At 44.2% G+C, this 21,263-nt stretch carries 22 protein-coding genes, 1 tRNA gene, 1 other RNA gene and 1 other annotated feature; of the genes, 22 read left to right on the top strand and 2 right to left on the bottom strand.

The window, feature by feature from the left end; all coding sequences use genetic code 11:
• Positions 1–178: 178 nt before the first annotated feature.
• The 14 genes from ACTNBR_RS01640 to ACTNBR_RS01575 all read left to right on the top strand — a co-directional run bounded on the left by ACTNBR_RS01640 (position 179) and on the right by ACTNBR_RS01575 (position 11,078).
• Positions 179–574 (top strand): helix-turn-helix domain-containing protein, encoded by a 396-nt coding sequence (locus tag ACTNBR_RS01640; RefSeq protein ID WP_291818013.1) that lies wholly within the window; start codon positions 179–181, stop codon positions 572–574.
• Between the two features lie 143 nt (positions 575–717).
• On the top strand, positions 718–2,091 hold the full coding sequence (locus ACTNBR_RS01635) for an AfsR/SARP family transcriptional regulator (RefSeq protein WP_441016821.1): 1,374 nt from the start codon (positions 718–720) through the stop codon (positions 2,089–2,091).
• Between the two features lie 196 nt (positions 2,092–2,287).
• On the top strand, positions 2,288–2,524 hold the full coding sequence (locus ACTNBR_RS01630) for a hypothetical protein (RefSeq protein ID WP_291818010.1): 237 nt from the start codon (positions 2,288–2,290) through the stop codon (positions 2,522–2,524).
• A 630-nt stretch (positions 2,525–3,154) separates the two neighbouring features.
• Positions 3,155–3,436 carry a hypothetical protein gene (locus tag ACTNBR_RS01625; RefSeq protein ID WP_291818008.1) on the top strand — a complete coding sequence of 94 codons (282 nt, stop codon included), beginning with the start codon at positions 3,155–3,157 and terminating at the stop codon, positions 3,434–3,436.
• Between the two features lie 72 nt (positions 3,437–3,508).
• Positions 3,509–3,994 carry a hypothetical protein gene (locus tag ACTNBR_RS01620; protein WP_441042655.1) on the top strand — a complete coding sequence of 162 codons (486 nt, stop codon included), beginning with the start codon at positions 3,509–3,511 and terminating at the stop codon, positions 3,992–3,994.
• Between the two features lie 51 nt (positions 3,995–4,045).
• A complete protein-coding gene (locus tag ACTNBR_RS01615; protein ID WP_441016861.1) occupies positions 4,046–4,228 on the top strand; it encodes a hypothetical protein in 183 nt (60 codons plus the stop codon).
• A 131-nt stretch (positions 4,229–4,359) separates the two neighbouring features.
• Positions 4,360–4,974 carry a tocopherol cyclase family protein gene (locus tag ACTNBR_RS01610; RefSeq protein WP_441042654.1) on the top strand — a complete coding sequence of 205 codons (615 nt, stop codon included), beginning with the start codon at positions 4,360–4,362 and terminating at the stop codon, positions 4,972–4,974.
• Between the two features lie 38 nt (positions 4,975–5,012).
• A complete protein-coding gene (locus ACTNBR_RS01605; RefSeq protein WP_427808586.1) occupies positions 5,013–5,180 on the top strand; it encodes a hypothetical protein in 168 nt (55 codons plus the stop codon).
• A gap of 160 nt (positions 5,181–5,340) precedes the next feature.
• Positions 5,341–5,411: transfer RNA gene (locus ACTNBR_RS01600), tRNA-Gly, on the top strand.
• Between the two features lie 250 nt (positions 5,412–5,661).
• Positions 5,662–6,426 carry a hypothetical protein gene (locus ACTNBR_RS01595; RefSeq protein ID WP_441016812.1) on the top strand — a complete coding sequence of 255 codons (765 nt, stop codon included), beginning with the start codon at positions 5,662–5,664 and terminating at the stop codon, positions 6,424–6,426.
• Between the two features lie 4 nt (positions 6,427–6,430).
• Positions 6,431–7,102 (top strand): response regulator transcription factor, encoded by a 672-nt coding sequence (locus tag ACTNBR_RS01590; protein ID WP_441016809.1) that lies wholly within the window; start codon positions 6,431–6,433, stop codon positions 7,100–7,102.
• Between the two features lie 31 nt (positions 7,103–7,133).
• On the top strand, positions 7,134–8,147 hold the full coding sequence (locus tag ACTNBR_RS01585; RefSeq protein ID WP_427808580.1) for an ATP-binding protein: 1,014 nt from the start codon (positions 7,134–7,136) through the stop codon (positions 8,145–8,147).
• A gap of 101 nt (positions 8,148–8,248) precedes the next feature.
• A complete protein-coding gene (locus tag ACTNBR_RS01580) occupies positions 8,249–9,016 on the top strand; it encodes an ABC transporter ATP-binding protein (RefSeq protein WP_427808578.1) in 768 nt (255 codons plus the stop codon).
• Positions 9,006–11,078, top strand: a complete 2,073-nt coding sequence (locus tag ACTNBR_RS01575) for an ABC transporter permease (RefSeq protein WP_441016806.1) — start codon at positions 9,006–9,008, stop codon at positions 11,076–11,078. Before ACTNBR_RS01580 ends, ACTNBR_RS01575 begins: the two co-directional genes overlap by 11 nt.
• A 33-nt stretch (positions 11,079–11,111) precedes the next feature.
• Here the strand turns inward: ACTNBR_RS01575 and ACTNBR_RS01570 are convergent, their stop codons facing one another.
• On the bottom strand, positions 11,112–11,465 hold the full coding sequence (locus tag ACTNBR_RS01570; RefSeq protein WP_427808574.1) for a sporulation initiation factor Spo0A C-terminal domain-containing protein: 354 nt from the start codon (positions 11,463–11,465) through the stop codon (positions 11,112–11,114).
• 114 nt (positions 11,466–11,579) lie between these two features.
• On the bottom strand, positions 11,580–12,092 hold the full coding sequence (locus ACTNBR_RS01565; protein ID WP_427808572.1) for a DUF6512 family protein: 513 nt from the start codon (positions 12,090–12,092) through the stop codon (positions 11,580–11,582).
• Positions 12,093–12,307: 215 nt separating this feature from the next.
• Between ACTNBR_RS01565 and thrC the strand changes: the two genes are divergently transcribed.
• The 8 genes from thrC (at position 12,308) to queA (ending at position 21,248) form a co-directional block, all read left to right on the top strand.
• Positions 12,308–13,798, top strand: a complete 1,491-nt coding sequence (gene thrC / locus ACTNBR_RS01560) for a threonine synthase (protein ID WP_441016803.1) — start codon at positions 12,308–12,310, stop codon at positions 13,796–13,798.
• Between the two features lie 22 nt (positions 13,799–13,820).
• Positions 13,821–14,174: a hypothetical protein gene (locus tag ACTNBR_RS01555; RefSeq protein WP_427808568.1), complete on the top strand. Its 354-nt coding sequence runs from the start codon at positions 13,821–13,823 to the stop codon at positions 14,172–14,174.
• Between the two features lie 13 nt (positions 14,175–14,187).
• Complete coding sequence (gene moaC / locus ACTNBR_RS01550) at positions 14,188–14,700, top strand: cyclic pyranopterin monophosphate synthase MoaC (protein ID WP_427808566.1); 513 nt, start codon at positions 14,188–14,190, stop codon at positions 14,698–14,700.
• A gap of 72 nt (positions 14,701–14,772) precedes the next feature.
• Positions 14,773–14,952: non-coding RNA, 6S RNA (gene ssrS, locus ACTNBR_RS01545), on the top strand.
• Positions 14,953–15,019: 67 nt separating this feature from the next.
• Positions 15,020–15,853: a YihY/virulence factor BrkB family protein gene (locus ACTNBR_RS01540; protein ID WP_427820197.1), complete on the top strand. Its 834-nt coding sequence runs from the start codon at positions 15,020–15,022 to the stop codon at positions 15,851–15,853.
• Positions 15,854–15,892: 39 nt separating this feature from the next.
• Positions 15,893–16,111 (top strand) — a binding site (T-box leader).
• A gap of 78 nt (positions 16,112–16,189) precedes the next feature.
• The gene (gene pheS, locus ACTNBR_RS01535) at positions 16,190–17,209 is read left to right on the top strand and encodes a phenylalanine--tRNA ligase subunit alpha (RefSeq protein ID WP_427808562.1); all 1,020 of its coding nucleotides are present in this window, start codon (positions 16,190–16,192) and stop codon (positions 17,207–17,209) included.
• Between the two features lie 510 nt (positions 17,210–17,719).
• Entirely contained in the window at positions 17,720–20,140 is a 2,421-nt protein-coding gene (gene pheT / locus ACTNBR_RS01530) for a phenylalanine--tRNA ligase subunit beta (protein ID WP_441016800.1), read from the top strand.
• Between the two features lie 82 nt (positions 20,141–20,222).
• The gene (gene queA / locus ACTNBR_RS01525) at positions 20,223–21,248 is read left to right on the top strand and encodes a tRNA preQ1(34) S-adenosylmethionine ribosyltransferase-isomerase QueA (RefSeq protein ID WP_427807192.1); all 1,026 of its coding nucleotides are present in this window, start codon (positions 20,223–20,225) and stop codon (positions 21,246–21,248) included.
• Positions 21,249–21,263 lie beyond the last annotated feature (15 nt).

Below are 21,263 nucleotides of genomic sequence, written 5' to 3'. Positions count from 1 at the left end.
TTCTCTCTTGATCTCTGGCAAATAACTGATGTCAAACATAAATAATTATGTCTGAACACAAATTTTTCGACAAAATCTGATTTCATACATCAATATATGAGTTATCACATAATTCAAAAGAAAGAGGGAATTCAGTATAATGAATATGCAAATGGAATGGATAGGAGGTGGGGTGTCAATGCTGACTACGGCTGAAATTGAGCAATGCTCATTAGATACAGCGTTAATCGGAAAGCGGATCAAGAAGGCGAGGAAAGAAAAGCGTCAAACGCAGGAATACCTGGCTGGTCTTTGCGATTGCACACCAACCCATATCTGTAATATTGAAAATGGGAAAATCGGGATTTCTCTGGAGTTGCTGTTCAAGATCAGTGTTATACTTGAGAAAAGTATGGATTACTTCGTGATGGATAATCCGAATGCGAACCCCGAAGTCAAAATAAATACAGAGATTGCCCCAAAATTGACACAGTGTGATCCGCAGATGCTGGATATGGTCGTTAGCTTTTTGGATAGATTGATTTCCTACCGGGATAATTTGGGCAGGAAGCTTACGGAGACGAACAATACATAACATGGATTTATGGATTGCCGGGAAAATATACCGACAGCCATAGGATGAAAGTATCAGATTGGAAAGAGATAGACAGAGTTGTCAAGGGGGACTTGATGGCTCTGTCTTTTATATAGATTAGCAAACGAGGAGGATTGGCGGAAATGGCGCTATTTAACAGATGGAAGAACACCGTTGAAAAACTGACCCACCCCGTGGTACAGGAAGAACAGAATACGGAGGTTGCGACAGAGGACGAGGCAAGTATATTTGCAAAGGCATTTCTGGAATGCCTGACAAATCTGGAACACAGATTGCATGGAATGAAAGAACCGAAGGAGATCGGGCTGAGTGCATTAGCTGCCGCCTGTGATTTTTATGACGCAGACTGGTGCGGAGTGCTGGATGTGGATGTAAAGCTGAAGCTGTGGATGCCGTTCTGGTGGTTTGACAGGAAAACCGGCGGTATGAGCGCAACCAAAATTGACGAAATCGGAGTTGTAGGGATATATGAAAGATGGATGGATGCGCTGGAAAATAACCATCCGATCATCATTGATTGTGCTGAGAATATCAGGAATGAGAACCCCGGCGAATATAATCTTTTCTCCCAGCACAATACGGAAACCCTTCTGGCAGTGCCTTACAATAAAAAGGAGAAAGGCTTCCTGATGGTACGCAATCCAAAGCGGTATCTCCACCGTCCGGAATTGCTGCAGATACTTTCGCATGCGTTGGTTTCGGAGGTCAATGAACAGAAGCTGTTAGACCGGATGAAGATGAGCGTTGCGCCGAAGATGATACAGACGGATAACGAAGTCATCATCAACCTGTTTGGCGGTTTGGAGATATATACTTCCAAAGGTAAGCTGACCGAAGCGGAGTTTAAATCCCCGCTGTGCTGCAAAGTCCTTCTGCTTTTGATGATAAACCGGAACAGAGGTGTGTCTGCCAGAGAGCTTTCCGAGCAACTCTGGCCGGATAAGGAATATGACAATCCTACCGGGAACATCCGCACATTGCTGTATCGCTTCCGGTCTGCATTTCGGCTTATCTCCGATACCGATCTGATTGTTACAACGCCGAATGGGTACAGGATCAATACCAACCTGAAGATCGAAACCGATTTTGAGAGGTTTGAGCAAGGCTATCATATGGCGAAGAAGATGCAGGGTAAGCAGGAGAAAATAGATACGCTGAAAGAAATCGTGAAATTGTACCGTGGGAAGATGTTTCTGACGGGAAGTGCAGAACATTGGCAGATTGCGTATATCTCCAAGTTTCACCTGATGTATCTGGCGGCAATCGAAATGCTGATGGAGCTGCTGTATGAAAAGCAGGCTTATGGTGTCATGCACGAATACGCAACCAGGGCCATCTCGGTAGAACCGGATAATCCGTCCATCATCTACTGGCTGATCGTTGCGCTGAGAAAATATGGTGCCGCAGATATGGCAAAGGAACATCTGGAGTCTGCGAAGATCAGGCTGCTGGCAGAAGAATATCAGGAACTGGAAGGCAGATTGATGGCTGTGTAACTCTTATTATGTGCGTGTAACGAAAATATGATATAAATTACAAGTTATGTCATTTTTATATGGATGTTACGGGTCATATCACCCCTTATAACACCCCTGGTAAGTATAATTGGACTTACTTTCGTAGGAACAAAAATACTTATCGGGGGGTTTCTGTTTTCTGCGGAAGAAAAACAGAAATGGAGGATGATGTACAATGGTGTATGCAAATAGTCTGGAGATTCGCACAGATGACAACCGGCTGATCTGTAGGGCAAGGCTGATTGAAGGGGATATTCTTTTGACTCTGAAATCTGCTGGGAAAGAGGTTCATGTTCCCTATACAGATATTCCAAGGCTGGTAGCTAAGGCGAGGGAACGGGCAAAGGGTCACAAACAAAAGTTTCAGGCGGAGATAACAACGAAGCGTATGTTATCCCCAAGGATTCAATAATCATCTGCTGATGAGCAGTACCACTGCGGTGAGTGTGTGCCGGGGCGGATATGGTAGTTACGGATTTATTCTGTGCTGCTGTGTCTGCTCCGGCTTTTTTGTTTCCGGGAAACAGGCTCTTTGCAGGCAGAACCTAAAATCAGAAAATTTGAAATTACAAAAATAATATCTACACTCCGAGTTGCAATAGGAGCAAAGGATACGCATGAGCCACCTGACTTGTGGAGCTTGCAAATACATATTTGTATCAGGCAAAGATTTGATACAATGTCCGGACTGCGGGAAAACGGAGAACGGAACTCACAAAACCACTTGGTGCTGCCCGCGTTGAAAAATGGGTGAGACAGTATGCAACGGATGAGCGCAGCATGATTTAAGCCTGTGTTTTTTAGAGAATGATAATTGAAAACAGTTATTGTCTATGCTAAGATAATAACAAAGCATGCGAATTTCATAAAGGATTATCTTTGCGGTATTACCGCTGTCTATGGACTCAGTTCCGTCTACTTCTTTTCTTAAAATCCTGCTTGAAACTACCATAATTAATATGCAGGATCTCATATTGAAGAAGAGACAATTTCCGGAAGTGATATGTTTTCCTGTAAGACAATTGCAGAAGGAGGAAAACATATGCAAGGACAAAATATTACTGCACCGGCAGAGGTAAAGACAAAACTGGACGCAATGAATTTGACAGACCGGTTTTTGTTTGATGAGACCGTAGAGGAATTAGATATTTTCAATCTGATTGTGGATATTATTCTGAATGGCAAGATCATATTGGTCGGAGAATCGGAGACTGAGAAGGAACTGCGCATTTCGCCGGAATTACGCTCCATTCGCCTTGATGTAATAGCTACGGATGAGGCGGGGAATGTTTTTCGGATGGAAATGCAGAAGAAGAATACCTAAATACTGATATCGCCGTTTGACATATTCGGGTATAAATTGTACCGCTATACGTTTGAAGAGAGATGCGTAGAAGTGCCGGAACTGAGGCTGGATGATGGCGCAAGACGCATTTTCATAAATACGAAAGGAAAGAATCCGGAAGGCTTTACAGAAGAATTTCTGGAATTGATGGAATACATCAATCATACGACAGATGAAGTAGCCGAAAAGGTAAAGAGTGAGAAAATAAAGAAGATTCATGACAGAGTCCGAACAGTTAAGGAATCGGAAAAGGTAGGAGTGAAGCTTATGCAGAAGTGGGAAGAACTGGCTTATGCGAGAGAAGAGGGAGAATTAGAAGGCGAGAAAAAAGGCGAAAGAAAGGGTGAACTGGTTCTTTTAGTAAGCCAAGTATGCAGGAAGATGAAAAGGGGACTCACTCCGGAGACAATAGCTGATCAGCTGGAGAGGGAACTTCCTGAAATAAAGAGAATATGTGATGTGATAGAAGATACTGCCGATTATGACGAGAAGAAGATTGTGGAGAAGTTAATGGAAGAAAGAATGTGTAGCTGTTAAGTGACTATGAACCCGTCCCCCAGCCACCCCTTTTGTATATTTCTAAAAAAAATGTTCAAACTATCCTTTGAGGTGATTATTTTGAACACAAATAAAATAGAGAAGGAAAGACAAAACCGACAAAAGAACCTGAACGAGTTCAACAGTATAACCCACAAAAAGGAACCGGAGAACCAGAACCAGACGCATAACATCAGGTCGGAGGAAAAGTTACGTGTTCTATTCAGCTTATAACGGACAGTCAGGTATGGATTGAGACATTTCCCGCTGAGAAATTCAGTAGAAAAAATAAGTGCATTGATATTGGTCGGAATCATTTTAGCCTTTATGGTATGGAACTCTCGATTCATACTGAGGAACTGGCTGTGGAGGGCAGGCTGAGTTATGGTGCTTTGACTCCGCTGAAATATGATATTATGGGGCCGTTTTCTTTGGCTCCGTTTATGGAGTGCTGCCACAGTGTCTGGAGTATGCAGCATTCGGTTTTTGGAAGGATCATGCTGAATGGTGAGAGTTATGAATTTGACCATGCATTGGGGTATTGGGAGGGAGACCGCGGCTATTCATTTCCGAAGAAATATGTCTGGACCCATTGCTTCTTTCGGGTAGGTTCGTTGATGCTGTCTGTGGCGGAAATTCCGGTACTGGGATTTCCTTTCATAGGGAAAAGCATTTCTTTTACTGGTGTTATAGGAATTGTTTGGTGGCGTGGAAAAGAATTTCGATTTGCGACGTATCTGGGTGCGAGAGTGGTTGAAAATGCAGATGGCAGACTTCGGGTTGTACAAAAAGGGATGGAGCTGGAAGTAAGACTTCTGGAAACCGGTGGTTATCCTTTGAAAGCGCCGGAGCTGGGAAATATGGTGCGGACTATTCATGAAAGCGCATCTTGCCGTGCATTTTACCGATTACACATTCAGGGGGAATCTGTATTTGCTTTCGAGACGGAACGGGCATCCTTTGAATATGAATATTCATAATCCTATTCGGCATATACTTTATACCGGAGGTGAATGGTTTGGATTATTGTGTATGTTGTGGAGAGTATGTGCCGGAGGGAACGATGGTATGCCGGGCCTGCTGGAAGCGGTATATGGAAAATGCTGAGGAAGAGGAGCCGGAAGATGAACGCAAATCTATGGCATTTCACAATATAATATGCTACGACAGGAGAAAAGAAAAATGAGGGACTGTGCAAGGAATGTTTGAGTGGGACGATATGGTTCATGATGGGCTCGGATGTGTGGTAGGGTGTTAAGTATGAGCTTTATGACAACATGTATTATTTTCTAATCATTTTAAAAGAATGCTTGAAATTTTTCCTCAAAATGCTATACTAATAGCATGCAGATATTGTTCATCGGTAGAACGCCAGCTTCCCAAGCTGGAAAGGCGGGTTCGACTCCCGTTATCTGCTTATTATGATGACGTAAGAACTTCTATTTTAAGAAGTCCTTACGTTTTTTTATTCTGATTCTTAATTATCTTTAACAAGATATAGCAGGAAATCTCCTATCTCTATAGGTGGCGGGATGAGTAGATAAGAGTGTTCACAAAGAACCGGTTGCCACAGGCTACAGTTCTGTTATAGAATAAATTCAAAGACAAAATCTTTATCAAGATCAAATCGGCAAGGAACAAATTCATCTCAGAAAGGAACAAACAAAATGAAAAATACGACGACAAAAATTGTAAAATTCGTGATTCCGCTTTTAATCGCCTTCATTTCGATCTTTGTGTTAGCAAAATATGCAGCTTCCCCGGAGTTACATGCGAATACGATCCGGTCATTGGATGAGAAGAAAACGACGGTCATGGAGCTCACTGCGGCTTCAACGGCAACTTCGGCGGCGATTACTCTGATTCCGGGCGATACAGCGACGCCGATCGCGGAGAAGCTTGCCGATCTCAGCGGCTATTTCCTCATCGTTCTCTGTGCGATTTATCTGGAAAAGTATCTGGTCACTATTACGGGATATGCGGCGTTCGTGGTTTTGATTCCCGCCGCGTGTGTGCTGTATTCGTCCAGCGTTTTTGTGAAAGGAAGGGCATGCAGGAGGATGGCAAATAAACTGCTGGCTTTTGCGTGTGCGATCGTTCTGATTATCCCTGCAAGTGTCAAGGTGTCAAATCTGATTGAAGCAACATACCAGTCTTCCATCAACGAGACCATTGATTCGGCGAGAGAAACGGCGGAAGAATTGGAGGAGAGTGCGGAAGAAGAGGAAAGCTCAACGGGGATTTTCTCGAAGATCAAAGACGGGGTGTCCGGAATTACCGAACAGGCTGAGCAGATGTTGAATCAGTTCCTGGAATCGCTTGCGATCATGCTGGTAACTTCCTGCATTATCCCGATACTTGTGATTCTGTTTTTTGTATGGATTATCAAAATGCTGTTCGGGGCGAATCTGAATCTGACAAAATTGGAGTGATGTTATGCAGAAAATATTGATTGTTGAAGATGATGAAAAATTAAGACATGAGCTGGAGATATTCCTACAGCGAAATGGGTATGAGGCATTTGGACTGGAGAATTTCGAACGGACGCTGGAGGAGATTCTCGGCGCGGATGCGAATCTGATCCTGCTGGATATCAACCTTCCGAATGTTGACGGGGAGTATCTGCTGAAAGAGGTCAGGAAGGCGTCGGATGTTCCGGTCATTATGATCACCAGCCGAAACAGTGAGATGGATGAACTTTTATCCCTGCATTATGGGGCGGACCATCATGTGACGAAGCCATTTAACACGCAGATCCTTCTTGCGAAGATCAGGGGTATCTTGAAAAGAACCGGAAATCTGGCTATGCAGGATCGGATTAGCTGTGGAAGTTTTGTACTGAATCTGTCGAAGAGTCAGGTGGAGAAAGATGGGAAGGCAGTAGAGCTCACTGCAAATGAACTGAAGATCATGAAATGTCTGATCCGGTCCAAGGGCAGTATCGTGTCCAGAGAAGATATCATGAATGAACTGTGGGACAATGAGGCATTTATCGATGACAATACCCTGACCGTAAATATGACGAGAATACGCAAGAAGATGGAAGAAATCGGAATGAAGGATGTCATTGTGACAAAGAGAGGGCAGGGATATCTTTTATCCGTATAAGAAAATATAGAAAACGGGAGGCGGCGATAACATGAGCTTTGGAAGATATTTAAAAGATAGGTGGAAGACGCTTGTGCTCTTGATCTTCGCGGTGGCAACCGGAGAGATTTTCCTTCTGATTTATCCGGTGCACTGGGTGATACGACTGTATCTGGGAGTGAGTATCCTGCTTTTATTTTTGTTGGGTACATATCTGGAATTCCGTTCCAAAAAGGAATTTTATCTGGAAACTGCAGAGAAAATGGAGAAACTTCGGGAAAAATATCTGATCATGGAGATGCTTCCCGAGACATCCTGTGTGGAGGAGGAGCAGCTTCGGGAGATCCTGCAGGATGTGGGGAAGTCGATGGCGGAAAATGTGAATGTTTACAAGCAGATCCAGGAAGAGTACAAGGAGTATATTGAACTGTGGATCCATGAGATTAAGCTTCCGATCGCGACTTCGAAGATGATTATCGAGAACAACCGCAGTGAGGTGACGAGAAGTATCGAGGAAGAACTGACGGAGATTGAACAGTATGTGGAACAGGCGCTTTATTATGCAAGGAGCAGTCACGCGAATAAAGACTATTTTGTGGCAGAATGTAAGCTGAAGCAGATTGTAAATGAAGCGGTGAAGCAGAATCGGCAGAGTCTGATCCGGCAAAAGATCCGGATTGAGATCGATATTTCCGATCAAACCGTGTTCACAGATGCAAAATGGTGTCAGTTTATCCTGAATCAGATCATTTCAAACAGTATGAAATACCGGAAAGAGGAAGGTGCTGTGATACGCTTCTCGGCAGAAGAACGAAAAGAGCAGACCATTCTCGGCATTTGGGATAACGGCATTGGAATCCGACCGGAGGAGATCGGAAGAGTATTTGAAAAAGGATTTACCGGGAGCAACGGGCGGAGCCGAAAGAAATCGACCGGAATAGGACTGTATCTTTGCAAGAAACTTTGCGATAAGCTGGGGCTTGGAATTACGCTTACATCGGAAGAAGGAAACGGATGTCTGGTGAAACTGATTTTCCCGAAGAGCAGCTTTTCATTGACCGAATAAGAAGAAAGCTTACGATTTCGTAAGGTTTTCGTAAGCTGTATCGATGGCTGGTAAGAGAGAAAAAGCTTATGATGGAGTTACGAAAAGGAGGAACACATCATATGAAACACATATTAGAAGTAAAGGAAATCGAAAAATATTATGGAAATAAATCCAATCTTACAAAGGCCATTGATCAGATCAGTTTTTCGGTGGATAAGGGTGAATTTGTGGGGATCATGGGAGCCAGCGGAAGCGGAAAGACGACGCTGCTTAACTGCATTTCCACGATCGACAGGGTGACGGCAGGGCACATTTTCATCAATGGGATGGATATCACCCGTTTAAAGGGAAATGGACTGAACAAATTCCGCAGAGAAGAGCTGGGATTTATTTTCCAGGATTTTAATCTTCTCGACACGCTCACGGCTTATGAGAATATTGCGCTGGCGCTAACGATTCAGAGAGTGAAACCTGTGGAGATCGAAGAACGGGTGAATCAGATAGCCATGCAGCTTGGAATCACGGATATCCTGAAGAAATATCCCTATCAGGTGTCCGGTGGACAGAAACAACGGATCGCGGCGGCGAGAGCGATCGTCACAAATCCGCAGCTGATCCTGGCGGATGAGCCGACCGGCGCGCTGGACTCCAAGGCGGCGAGACAGCTTCTGGAAAATATGGAGCTTTTGAACCGCTCGATGGATGCGACAATCCTGATGGTCACGCATGATGCATTTACTGCAAGTTATGCGGATCGGATCCTTTTTATCAAGGACGGCAGGATTTTCAATGAGATCATGAAAGGAACAGGAGGACGTAAAGAGTTTTTTGAAAAGATCATTGAGGTTGTCACGCTTCTGGGAGGTGAATTGAACGATGTTATTTAAGATGTCGGTAAAAAACATCCGGAAGAGTATCAAAGATTATACCATTTATTTTCTGACCCTGATCCTGGGCGTGGCGATCTTCTATATGTTCAATTCACTGGACAGCCAGGAGGCCATGCTTGTGGTCAACAGCTCAACGCGCCAGATCGTGAAACTGATGGTGGGGATGATCAATTATGTGTCTGTATTTGTGGCGGTAATCCTGGGATTTCTGATCGTGTATGCCAATAATTTCCTGATTAAGAGAAGAAAGCGGGAATTCGGACTTTACATGACGCTTGGAATGGGGAAAAGGCAGATTTCGGGGATCCTTCTCGGGGAAACGTTTCTGATCGGTCTGATCTCTCTTGTGGTGGGGCTGGTGATCGGCGTGTTCGGATCTCAGCTGATGTCAATTCTGGTTGCGAAACTGTTCCAGGCGGATATGAGTGAATATCAGTTTGTATTTTCCGAGGCGGCCTGCTGGAAGACTTGTGCATATTTTGGCGTGATGTATGCGGCTTCGATGGTTTTGAATATCGTTATCATTTCTCGATACAAACTGATCGATCTGATCAGTGCGGAGAAGAAGAACGAAAAGGTTCGGATGAAGAATCCGGTAATCTGTGTGCTGGTGTTTCTGGCGGCGGCTGTCACACTGGGAACTGCATATTATATGGTGACGGGCGGACTTACACAGCTGGATCTTATGAATCAGCTGGTTATTCCGATTCTCATGGGAATCGTATCGACCTTCCTGATTTTCTGGTCGGTATCGGGACTTGCCCTGAAGGTGGTACAGATGAGAAAAGAGCTGTATCTGAAGGATTCGAATATTTTCGTGCTGAGGCAGATTCACAACCGGATCAATACGACGGTCGTCAGCATGACGATCATCTGTCTTTTGCTGTTTATGACGATTACGGTCCTCTCAACTGCGCTTTCGCTGAACCGGGTTTTGACGCAGGATCTGGAGGAGATGACACCGGTAGACCTTAATCTGTATAAAACAGCGAATCTTCCGGACAATGGAAATTACACACAGCTACAGATCGAGGATTCCCAAAAACCGATCAGTGACACACTGAAGGAAAACGGGCTGGATATGAAGGTACTGAAGGATGTGACGGAAGTTGCTACTTACACGTCGACGGAGTGGACATGGGAGACTTCACTTCAGAGCGTGATAGAAAGTGCAAAAGAGAACTATCCGATGCTTATGTATGACACGGCGGAGGAAATCATAAAATTGTCCGATTATAACAAGATCGCACGGCTCTATGGCAACAGGGAATATGAACTGGCGGAAGATGAATATCTCGTGCTGTGTGATTTTGATAATATGAAGAATCTGAGAGACATGGCGCTGAAAAACGGCAGTGAAGTTGCGATTGGCGGAAAGGTATATCATTCCAGATATCCGGAATGCCAGGAAGGCTATCTTGTGATCTCCACTAGTCATACTAATACCGGCCTGATGGTTGTACCGGACAGCTGTCCCCTCAGTGAAGATATGAAGGAAAGATATTATCTCATGGCAGATTACAATGCGGATACAAAAGAAGAGAAATATCAGACCGAAGCGATGTTCACAAATTACGGCGACGGGGATCATGAGCTTATGGAAAATCTGGAAGAGAAACAGATCCGGCTGGACGGGGTATCCAAAATTTCGATCATCGAATCCAGCAAAGGGCTATCGACCATCATCAGTTTTATCGCTATTTATCTGGGGATCATTTTCCTGATCGCAAGCTCTGCGATACTGGCACTCAAGGAACTTACAGAGAACTCCGATAATCGCCACCGTTATACGATTCTGAGAAAAATCGGAATGGATGAAAAGATGATTCATCAGACGCTGTTTCGGCAGATCGGTATTTTCTTTATGGCACCTTTGATCCTGGCAGTCGTTCATTCCATATTCGGGATCCGGTTTGCGTTAAAGATTGTAGCTGTTCAGGTGGAAACGAGGGAAATGCTCCCGTCGGTTATTGCAACTGCAGTATTTCTGATCCTGGTTTATGGGGGATATTTCCTTGCAACCTATATGGAGAGCAAAAACATTATAAGAGAAGCATAAGGAAAGGCAGAGCGGGTCTCTGCCTTTCTGTTGTTAATATGTTTTTGCCTGCTCACCGAAATCGGGATGGTCACGTAGAAAGTCGGCTAATATGGAGATGAATTCACTGGAAGTTGGTTTTTCAAACAGAGGATATCCCAGAATGGGTGCCAGTATTTTATCTTCATTCTGGTTCCAGTAACTGGTGATTAAAGTGCGGATAGCTGCTTCTACACAGACATTGGAAACGCCATATTCTTTACCGACCATAACATAAAGGTTCTTGGTAACTTTTCTCAGATATTCCTGGTGCTCGAAAACAAGAGCTACTGCACATGCAAGATAGTTAAAACCGGCATAGCTGGAGCGCATTCCAATTTTTCTTAACAGTAGTAAAGCTGTTTCCATAAAATTCCTCCTCCGTGCACCTCCCGACTAAATGAACTATTTATACAATACTTTAAAATTATTACAAAATACAATTTTCGATAAAAATAGATAAATTTCGATAAATATTTTTTCTTATTTGGCACGAAACGTGTCGAAAATTGCAATTTCAGGGGGAGAAAAGGTGAAACTAAAGAAACAGATCATGAAAAGAACGACCAGAAAGATCAATAAGGGCAGAGGAAGCAGATGACAGTTTTGAATGACAAGCTGATAGCTCAGAGAGAAGGTAATGATCACGCTGGCAAGGAAAGTAAGGATATCCAGAATCAGACAATGGTTCCCCCAGATTCCCGTGTAGGTATAGAAAATGATGACCATGGATATTGTACCGGTAAAGAGGCCGGTCATATATGCCTGAAAATAGAAAGGATAGGAGCGCATGAAGAATGGCCATCCTGCAATCATATAGAGAAAAGAAGGAAAAAACACAAGCTTCATATGTTCCCATGTGGATTCATTTACCGGAGCAAACATAGCAACGAGTGGATTTTCCATACTGTATTCATATGCAAAATGAAGGAGTGTTCCGGCAATCGCCGTAAAAAGAATCCCGGCAATGGTGTAGTGGTAAAGATGTCTGTTCATAAGAGTCCCCCAAGGCTTCTTTGATATTTGCAAATATTATATGAGAAAAATGAAAAATAATACACGAAAATGATGTCGTCCGATAAGATGTCGATTATAGAGTGTGTGTACAGAAAAGACAAATGTTTGTAAAAGATGAATTTGAATTTGCTAAAATGGTTTTGGTATGATATAATTGTGCGATAATAAAGAAAACATAAGAAGGGTGAAGAATCATGAATCTACTTTATAAGAGCACCAGAAATTCTGAAAAGACAGTAACAGCTTCCCAGGCAATCCTGAAAGGGCTTGCAGAAGACGGAGGATTATTCGTCCCGGTTTCGATTCCAAAACTTCCGGTGAGCCTTGGGGAACTTAAGAATATGAACTATCAGGAAACAGCATATGCAGTCATGAAAGAGTTCCTGACCGATTTTACAGAGGAAGAGCTTAGGAACTGTATTACAAAAGCATATGACAGTAAATTCGATACAGAGGATATTGCGCCGCTTGCAAAGGCACATGACGCGTATTTCCTGGAATTGTATCATGGGGCAACGATTGCGTTTAAAGATATGGCACTCTCCATTCTTCCGCATCTTCTTACAACTTCTGCAAAGAAGAATCAGGTGAAAAATGAGATCGTGATTCTGACTGCTACTTCCGGAGATACAGGGAAGGCAGCGCTGGCCGGTTTCGCGAATGTGGAAGGAACGAAGATCATCGTGTTCTATCCGAAGAATGGCGTGAGCAAGGTTCAGGAGCTTCAGATGGTCACACAGAAAGGTGACAATACATCTGTCATTGCGATCCATGGAAATTTTGATAATGCGCAAAGCGGTGTGAAAGCGATGTTTGAGAACAAAAAGCTGGCGAAAGAGCTGGATCAGGCGGGATATCAGTTTTCTTCCGCTAATTCGATCAATATCGGACGTCTGGTGCCGCAGATCGTTTATTATGTGTATGCATATGGTAAACTGCTGCAGAATGGAGAAATTGAGGAAGGTGAAGAAATCAATGTTGTCGTACCGACCGGTAATTTCGGAAATATTCTTGCTGCATATTATGCGAAGAATATGGGACTTCCGATTGCGAAACTGATCTGTGCATCGAATGAGAATAAAGTACTCTATGATTTCTTCCAAACCGGTACTTATGATAAAAACAGAGAGTTTATTCTGACGACTTCACCGTCCATGGATATTCTGATTTCAAGCAATCTGGAGCGCCTGATTTACCAGATCGCGGGTGGAGACGCAAAGAAGGATCAGGAGCTGATGAACGACCTCAAATCAAAAGGAGTGTATGCGATTACGGAAGAGATGAAAAAGAATCTGGCGGATTTTGAGGCAGGGTATGCTACTGAAGAACAGGTAAAACAGACGATTCATGATCTTTACACGGATACGGGGTATGTGATCGATACCCATACAGCAGTTGCTGCATCCGTATACAATGAATACAGAAAGAATACCGGAGATACGGCAAAGACGGTGATTGCTTCTACGGCAAGTCCTTATAAATTTGCAAGAAGTGTTATGACTGCAATTGACGCGTCCTATGATGCCATGGAGGAATTTGAACTGATCGATGAACTTCATAAAGTTTCACAGATGGATATACCGAATGCGATTGAAGAAATAAGAAATGCAGAGATTCGTCACACTACGGAATGTGATATCGATCAGATGGAAGCATCCGTAAAAGCTGTACTCGGTGTAGATTAATTAAAAGGAGTGACGAAGAACGATGAGTGATATCAATGTGGTTTTCGGAGTAATCGGGCTGGCTTGCGGAATCTATGTTTTCTATGCCTGCTTTCAATTGAAGGTAAAAGGGCTGATTAATACAAGCATTCTGCTTCCGAAATCAATCGACCCGGACAAGTGCCGTGACAAGGTGGGGTATATTAAAGAAGTATTTCCGAAGATGCTGCTGTTTGGAACCGTCATCACCGCATATGGTGTGATTGAGCTTGTAAATACATATGTCGTGGAAGTCGGCGCTTTACTTGCAGTGTTTATGATACTTCCTTTTGTCGTTCTGATCTGGTTTGGAGTTACGATTTCCCGTCTGAATAAGAAATATTTCCAGGATTCGTAAGAGGAGAATAAAAATGGCGGAATTTACACATTTTAACACTCACGGTGATGCCATTATGGTTGATGTGAGTGAAAAAAAGGATACCTTACGAGAAGCAACTGCCCGGGGAAGGATTCTGATGAACAAGGAATGCTTTCAAAAAGTGCGGGATGGTCAGATGAAGAAAGGGGATGTGCTTCAGGTTGCCCGTGTTGCCGGCATCATGGGAACGAAGAAAACATCGGATCTGATACCGCTTTGCCATATTCTTAATCTGAGTAAGGTGGAAATTGATTTTGAACTCCATGAGGATACTTGCTCGATTATTGCAGCCTGTACGGCACGCACTGTCGGAAAGACCGGTGTGGAAATGGAGGCCTTGACCGGAGTAAGCGTTGCCCTGCTGACAATTTATGACATGTGTAAAGCTGTGGATAAATCGATGGAAATCGGGGAAATCTATCTATGTCGTAAAAGCGGTGGTAAGAGCGGACTGTTCGTTTCACCAAGAGAGGATAAACCTGACGGAAACGAAGATGTCATATAAAAAATAAAAGGAAAAGATAGATTTACAGTATTAGAGTTGAAAAAAAATAAATAATACGCTATAATTGTTTTTAGAAACCTGGGATGTTCGATATATCCGTATTTTTGAACCTACAAAACTTTAAACGGGATTCCTATATCTCTGTAATATGTCAAGCCCTCATCGCGCAGGGGAAGGCAGAAAAGCAGATGCGGTCGCCCACCTAGCTATGGCTAGGAGTCAAAAAACGGTCAACGGCATTTCGGGGGAAACAAAAGAGAAAAAGGCAGCTGCTAAGGCGGCTGCCTTTTAAATATGTGCGCGATAACGGAGTGGTTATATGAAAAAATATATAAAACGGGCAATGGCACTATCAAATCGAATCGGCAGGAATCATACCGGTGCATATGCAGCTCAGTCAGCTTATTTCTTTATTTTAAGTCTGATTCCGATCATTCTGCTTCTACTTACGATCGTACAGTATACTCCGGTTACGAAAGCGGACGTAATGACGGCAATGGTAATGGTCTTCCCGGAAAAGAATATGCAGGATTTTATTATAGGCATTGTGAATCAGGTTTATAATCAATCACGGACTGTTATTCCGGTCACTGCAGTTGTTGCACTCTGGTCGGCAGGAAAAGGCGTACTTGCGATGAGCAACGGATTGAACTATAGTTATGAGATTCGAGAAACAAGAAATTATGTGTTTATGAGGATCCGGGCATCTTTTTATACCATATTGTTTATTATTGCGATCGTACTCGGACTGGTACTGTCTGTGTTTGGAAATAGCATAAGCCTGTTTATCAATACCCGGTTTCCATTTATGAAAGAGACAACGGAGTCGATTCTTGAGATGCGTACATTTATAACGTTTGCAATCCTGCTGGGATTTTCTCTTATGATCTATCGGTTTCTTCCGAACCACAAGGTACGGGTTAGAGAACAGATTCCCGGTGCAGTCTTTACCGCAGTGGGATGGCAGGTGATTTCGTTCATCTTTTCGATGTACCTGACTATATTCCAGGGGTTCAGCGGATTATACGGAAGTATGACGGCAATTATTCTTGTTATGCTGTGGCTGTATTTCTGCATGTATGCGATACTTCTTGGTGGCTTGCTTAATTGTATATGGCAGGAAAATAAGAAAAAGAGTGGGGAAACAGCTTGACATAAAAAAAACATATGTTACAATAATTAGGTATATGTTGAAAAGGCTTAGACCGTGTAAGTAGAGCACTGTTTTCCAACAGAGAGAGGGGATCTCCGGCTGTAAGTTCCCTCGGGTTCAGACAGGAATCGAATTTCCCACGCGAGCTGCGTTTTTGAAAGTATCAGTAGAGAACGACGTCCCTGCACGTTACGCAGTCCGAGTGCTTGTTCATTTGAGCAGGAAACAGGGTGGTACCGCGAGTTTCTCGTCCCTATCAGGGGACGAGTTTTTTTTGCCATGCAAATGTCAAAAAGGTCCGGCTGACCTTTATTTAGTTGTCAAAAGGAGGAAATTATGAAAGAAAGACTTGAGAGCATCAAACAAGAGGCGATCAGACAGATTCAGGCTTCTGATGTACCGGAAAAACTGAATGATGTACGTGTGAGATTTCTTGGAAAAAAGGGAGAACTCACCGCAGTTTTAAAAGGAATGAAGGATGTAGCACCGGAGGAGCGTCCGAAGGTAGGACAGCTTGTCAATGAGACCCGAGCAGCAATCGAAGAGCTCCTTGAAGAAACCAAGAAGAAGATGGATGCTGCGATCCGTGAAGAAAAATTAAAACAGGAAGTAATCGATGTCACACTTCCTTCCAAAAAGAATATGGTAGGACATCGCCATCCGAATACGATCGCCTTAGAAGAAGTAGAACGTATCTTCATCGGAATGGGATACGAAGTGATCGAAGGACCGGAGATCGAATATGACGAATACAATTTCGAAAAATTAAACATTCCGGCAGATCATCCGGCAAAAGACGAACAAGATACCTTCTATATCAATAAAGAAATCGTACTGCGTACCCAGACCTCCCCGGTTCAGGCACGTGTAATGGAACAGGGCAAACTTCCGATCCGTATGATTTCCCCGGGACGCGTTTTCCGTTCCGACGAAGTAGATGCAACCCATTCACCATCCTTCCATCAGATCGAAGGACTTGTCATTGATAAGAACATTTCCTTCGCTGACCTGAAAGGGACATTAGAAGTATTCGCAAAAGAACTTTTCGGACCCGAAACCAAGACTAAGTTCCGCCCGCACCACTTCCCATTCACCGAACCAAGCGCCGAAGTAGACGTTTCCTGCTTCAAATGCGGCGGCAAAGGATGCCGTTTCTGCAAAGGCTCCGGTTGGATCGAAATCCTCGGATGCGGAATGGTACACCCACATGTCCTCGAAATGTGCGGCATTGACCCCGAAGAATACACCGGCTTCGCATTCGGCGTAGGTCTCGAACGTATCGCACTGCTGAAATACGAAATCGATGATATGCGGCTGCTGTATGAAAATGATATTAGATTTTTGAGACAATTTTAGCGCTGGCAATGAGCAGTGCGAAAAAAGACTGATAAGCATACGCGGGTGCTTGCACACAAGCGAATGCTTATCCGGCTTTTTTCATAGGGCGAAGCCCGTAAAGCGAGAAGGAGCGAAGCGGAATCGAGCTTAGCACTGCGGAGAAAAACATTCAGCGAGAGAGCGAAGCGGATTCGAGCTTAGCACTGCGGAGAAAAACATTCAGCGAGAGAGCGAAGCGAATCGAGCTTAGCACTGCAGAGAAAAACATTCAGCGAGAGAGCGAAGCGAATCGAGCTTAGCACTGCGGAGAAAAACATTCAGCGAGAGAGCGAAGCGGAATCGAGCTTAGCACTGCAGAGAAAAACATTCAGCGAGAGAGCGAAGCGGAATCGAGCTTAGCACTGCGGAGAAAAACATTCAGCGAGAGAGCGAAGCGAATCGAGCTTAGCACTGCGGAGAAAAACATTCAGCGAGAGAGCGAAGCGAATCGAGCTTACCAGACACAAACAAATAAAGAGGAGAAAAAGTATGAATACTTCATTATCATGGATTAAAGCGTATGTTCCTGACCTCGATGTGACCGCCCAGGAATATACAGATGCAATGACGCTTTCAGGAACCAAAGTAGAAGGTTATGAAAAGCTGGATGCAGATTTAGATAAAATTGTAATCGGTCAGATTGAAAAAATTGAAAAACATCCGGATGCCGACAAACTGATTATCTGTCAGGTCAATGTGGGAACAGAGACAGTACAGATCGTTACCGGAGCACCGAACGTAAAAGAAGGAGACAAAGTTCCGGTCGTTCTGGACGGCGGACGCGTTGCCGGTGGACATGAGCCGGGACAGAGAGTTGCCGGAGGAATCAAGATCAAGAAAGGAAAACTCCGCGGAGTAGAGAGCTGCGGTATGATGTGCTCGATCGAAGAACTCGGCTCTGACAGAAATATGTATCCGGAAGCACCGGAATATGGAATCTATATCTTCGGTGACGATGCGGTTGTAGGAGAGAGCGCAATCAAGGCACTGGGACTGGACGATGTAGTATTTGAATATGAAATCACATCCAACCGTGTAGATTGTTTCAGTGTGGTGGGAATTGCAAGAGAAGCGGCAGCGACATTTGGCAAAGAATTTCACCCGCCGGTAGTGACTCCGACCGGAAACGATGAGGACGTTAACGATTATATCAAAGTGCGTGTGGAAAATACAGATCTTTGCCCGCGTTACTGCGCAAGAGTTGTTAAGAATATTAAGATTGGCCCGTCTCCGAAATGGATGCAGAGAAGACTGGCTTCCGTTGGAATCCGCCCGATCAACAACCTGGTTGATATCACCAACTATGTTATGGAAGAATATGGACAGCCGATGCATGCATACGATCTGGATACGATTGCCGGACATCAGATTGTAGTTCGTAATGCTGAAAAGGGAGAGAAATTTGTCACACTGGATGGGCAGGAACGTGAAATGGACGATTCCGTCCTGATGATCTGTGACGGGGAAAAGGCAGTAGGTATTGCCGGTATCATGGGTGGCGAAAACTCCATGATCACCGATCATGTTCAGACCATGTTATTTGAAGCAGCCTGCTTTGACGGAACCAATATCCGTAAATCAAGCAAAAAAGTCGGACTTCGTACCGATGCTTCCGGAAAATTCGAAAAAGGTCTGGATCCGAACAATGCTCAGGCAGCCATCGACCGCGCATGCCAGTTGGTTGAAGAAATGGGAGCAGGTGAGGTCGTCGGAGGAATGGTAGATGTTTATGGCAAGAAGAAAGAGCCGGTAAGAGTACCGTTTGACGCAGATGCAATCAATGCACTTCTGGGAACCGATATTCCGGAAGCGGATATGCTCGGATATTTTGAAAAAATCGGACTGGAATATGACGCTGACGCGAAGGAAGTGATTGCACCGACATTCCGTCATGACTTATTCCGCCTTGCCGATCTTGCAGAAGAGGTTGCAAGATTCTACGGATATGATAACATTCCGACTACCCTCCCAAGCGGCGAAGCTACTACCGGTAAGCTTTCCTTCAAGAATCGAGTGGAAGATGTTGCAAAGGATATTGCTGAATTCTGTGGTTTCAGTCAGGGAATGACCTATTCCTTTGAAAGCCCGAAGGTATTTGATAAATTACTCCTTGATGAGGATGATGTGCTTCGTCAGGCAATTCCGATCATGAATCCGCTTGGGGAAGATTACAGTATTATGAGAACGATTTCTCTCAATGGTATGCTGACTTCTCTGGCAACTAATTATAACAGAAGAAATAAAAATGTACGCCTGTACGAAATGGGAAATATTTATCTTCCGAAAAGCCTTCCGCTTACGGAACTTCCGGACGAGCGTATGCAGTTTACACTTGGAATGTACGGAGAAGGCGATTTCTTCAGTATGAAGGGAATCGTAGAAGAGTTCTTCGAAAAAGTAGGTCTTCATAAGAAAGAGACCTACGATCCGAATGCCGGAAAGAACTTCCTGCACCCGGGACGTCAGGCTAACATCATTTACGAAGGAAGAGTTGTAGGATATCTGGGCGAGGTTCATCCGCAGGTGGCAGATAATTACGGAATCGGAGAACGTGCCTATGTTGCAGTGATTGATATGCCTGAAATCGTGGAACTCGCTACATTTGACAGAAAATACGAAGGCATTGCAAAATATCCGGCGGTAAGTCGTGATATCAGTATGGTTGTTCCAAAGGAGATTCTTGTCGGACAGATTGAAGAGGTGATCGAGAAGAAGGGCGGCGCTTATCTGGAAAGCTACAAACTCTTCGACCTCTATGAGGGAGCACAGATCAAACCGGGATTTAAATCTGTTGCATACTCAATTACCTTCCGTGCAAAAGACAGAACCCTGGAGGAAGCCGATGTATCTGCAGCTATGAAGAAGATCCTGAAAGCTTTGGAAGAAATGGGAATTGAATTGAGACAATAATAAGAGTAATAATCAGAGAAATGAGGAGACCGTATCTTGTATACGGTCTCTTTAATGACGTATATGCAGAAAGGAAAACAGAATGAAGAAAGAGGATTTTTATTTTGATCTGCCGGAGGAACTGATCGCACAGGATCCGCTTGAAGATCGTTCCGGTTCACGGCTTCTGGTTCTGGATAAGGAAACCGGTGAGACGGAGCACCATATTTTCCGTGAAATCGTAAACTACCTGAACCCGGGAGACTGCCTTGTGATCAATGATACAAAGGTTATTCCGGCGCGTCTGATCGGAGAGAAGGAAGGAACCGGTGCAAAGGTGGAAGTACTTCTTCTGAAACGGAAAGAGAATGATATCTGGGAAACATTGGTGAAGCCGGGAAGAAAGATGAAACCGGGAGCACGTCTGGTTTTTGGAAACGGGCTTCTGAAAGCGGAAGTGATCGGGGTGGTAGAAGAAGGAAACCGTCTGATCCGATTCGAATATGAGGGGATTTTTGAAGAAATCCTGGATCAGCTGGGACAGATGCCACTTCCGCCGTATATCACGCACCAGTTGGAGGATAAAAACCGCTATCAGACCGTATACGCAAAGCATTCCGGTTCTGCGGCAGCGCCGACAGCGGGGCTGCATTTTACACCGGAGCTATTGGATGAGATCAAGGAGAAAGGCGTGGAGATTGCCCATGTGACCCTGCATGTGGGACTTGGCACATTTCGCCCGGTAAAAGTCGAGAATATTCAGGAGCATCATATGCATTCCGAATTTTACCGGATCGAGCAGAGCGAAGCAGATAAGATCAATCGGGCAAAAGAGGAAGGACACCGGGTTATCTGCGTGGGAACAACGAGCTGCAGGACAGTGGAATCCGCAGCAGACGAAAATGGACGATTGCGAGAATGCAGTGGATGGACAGAAATCTTTATTTATCCGGGATACAAATTCAAAGTTCTGGATGCGCTGATCACGAATTTCCATCTGCCGGAATCGACCCTGATCATGCTGGTTTCTGCACTGGCAGGAAGAGAACACGTTCTGGCTGCATATGAGGAAGCAATTCGGGAAAGATACCGTTTCTTCAGTTTCGGGGATGCGATGTTCATAAGATAATGTAGTAAGGAAAAG

Source organism: Bariatricus sp. HCP28S3_F11 (genome assembly GCF_052065395.1).
GTDB lineage: Bacteria > Bacillota > Clostridia > Lachnospirales > Lachnospiraceae > Allocoprococcus.
Note: the sequence above shows the minus strand (reverse complement) of the source record. Positions and strands in the feature narration are given on the sequence as shown.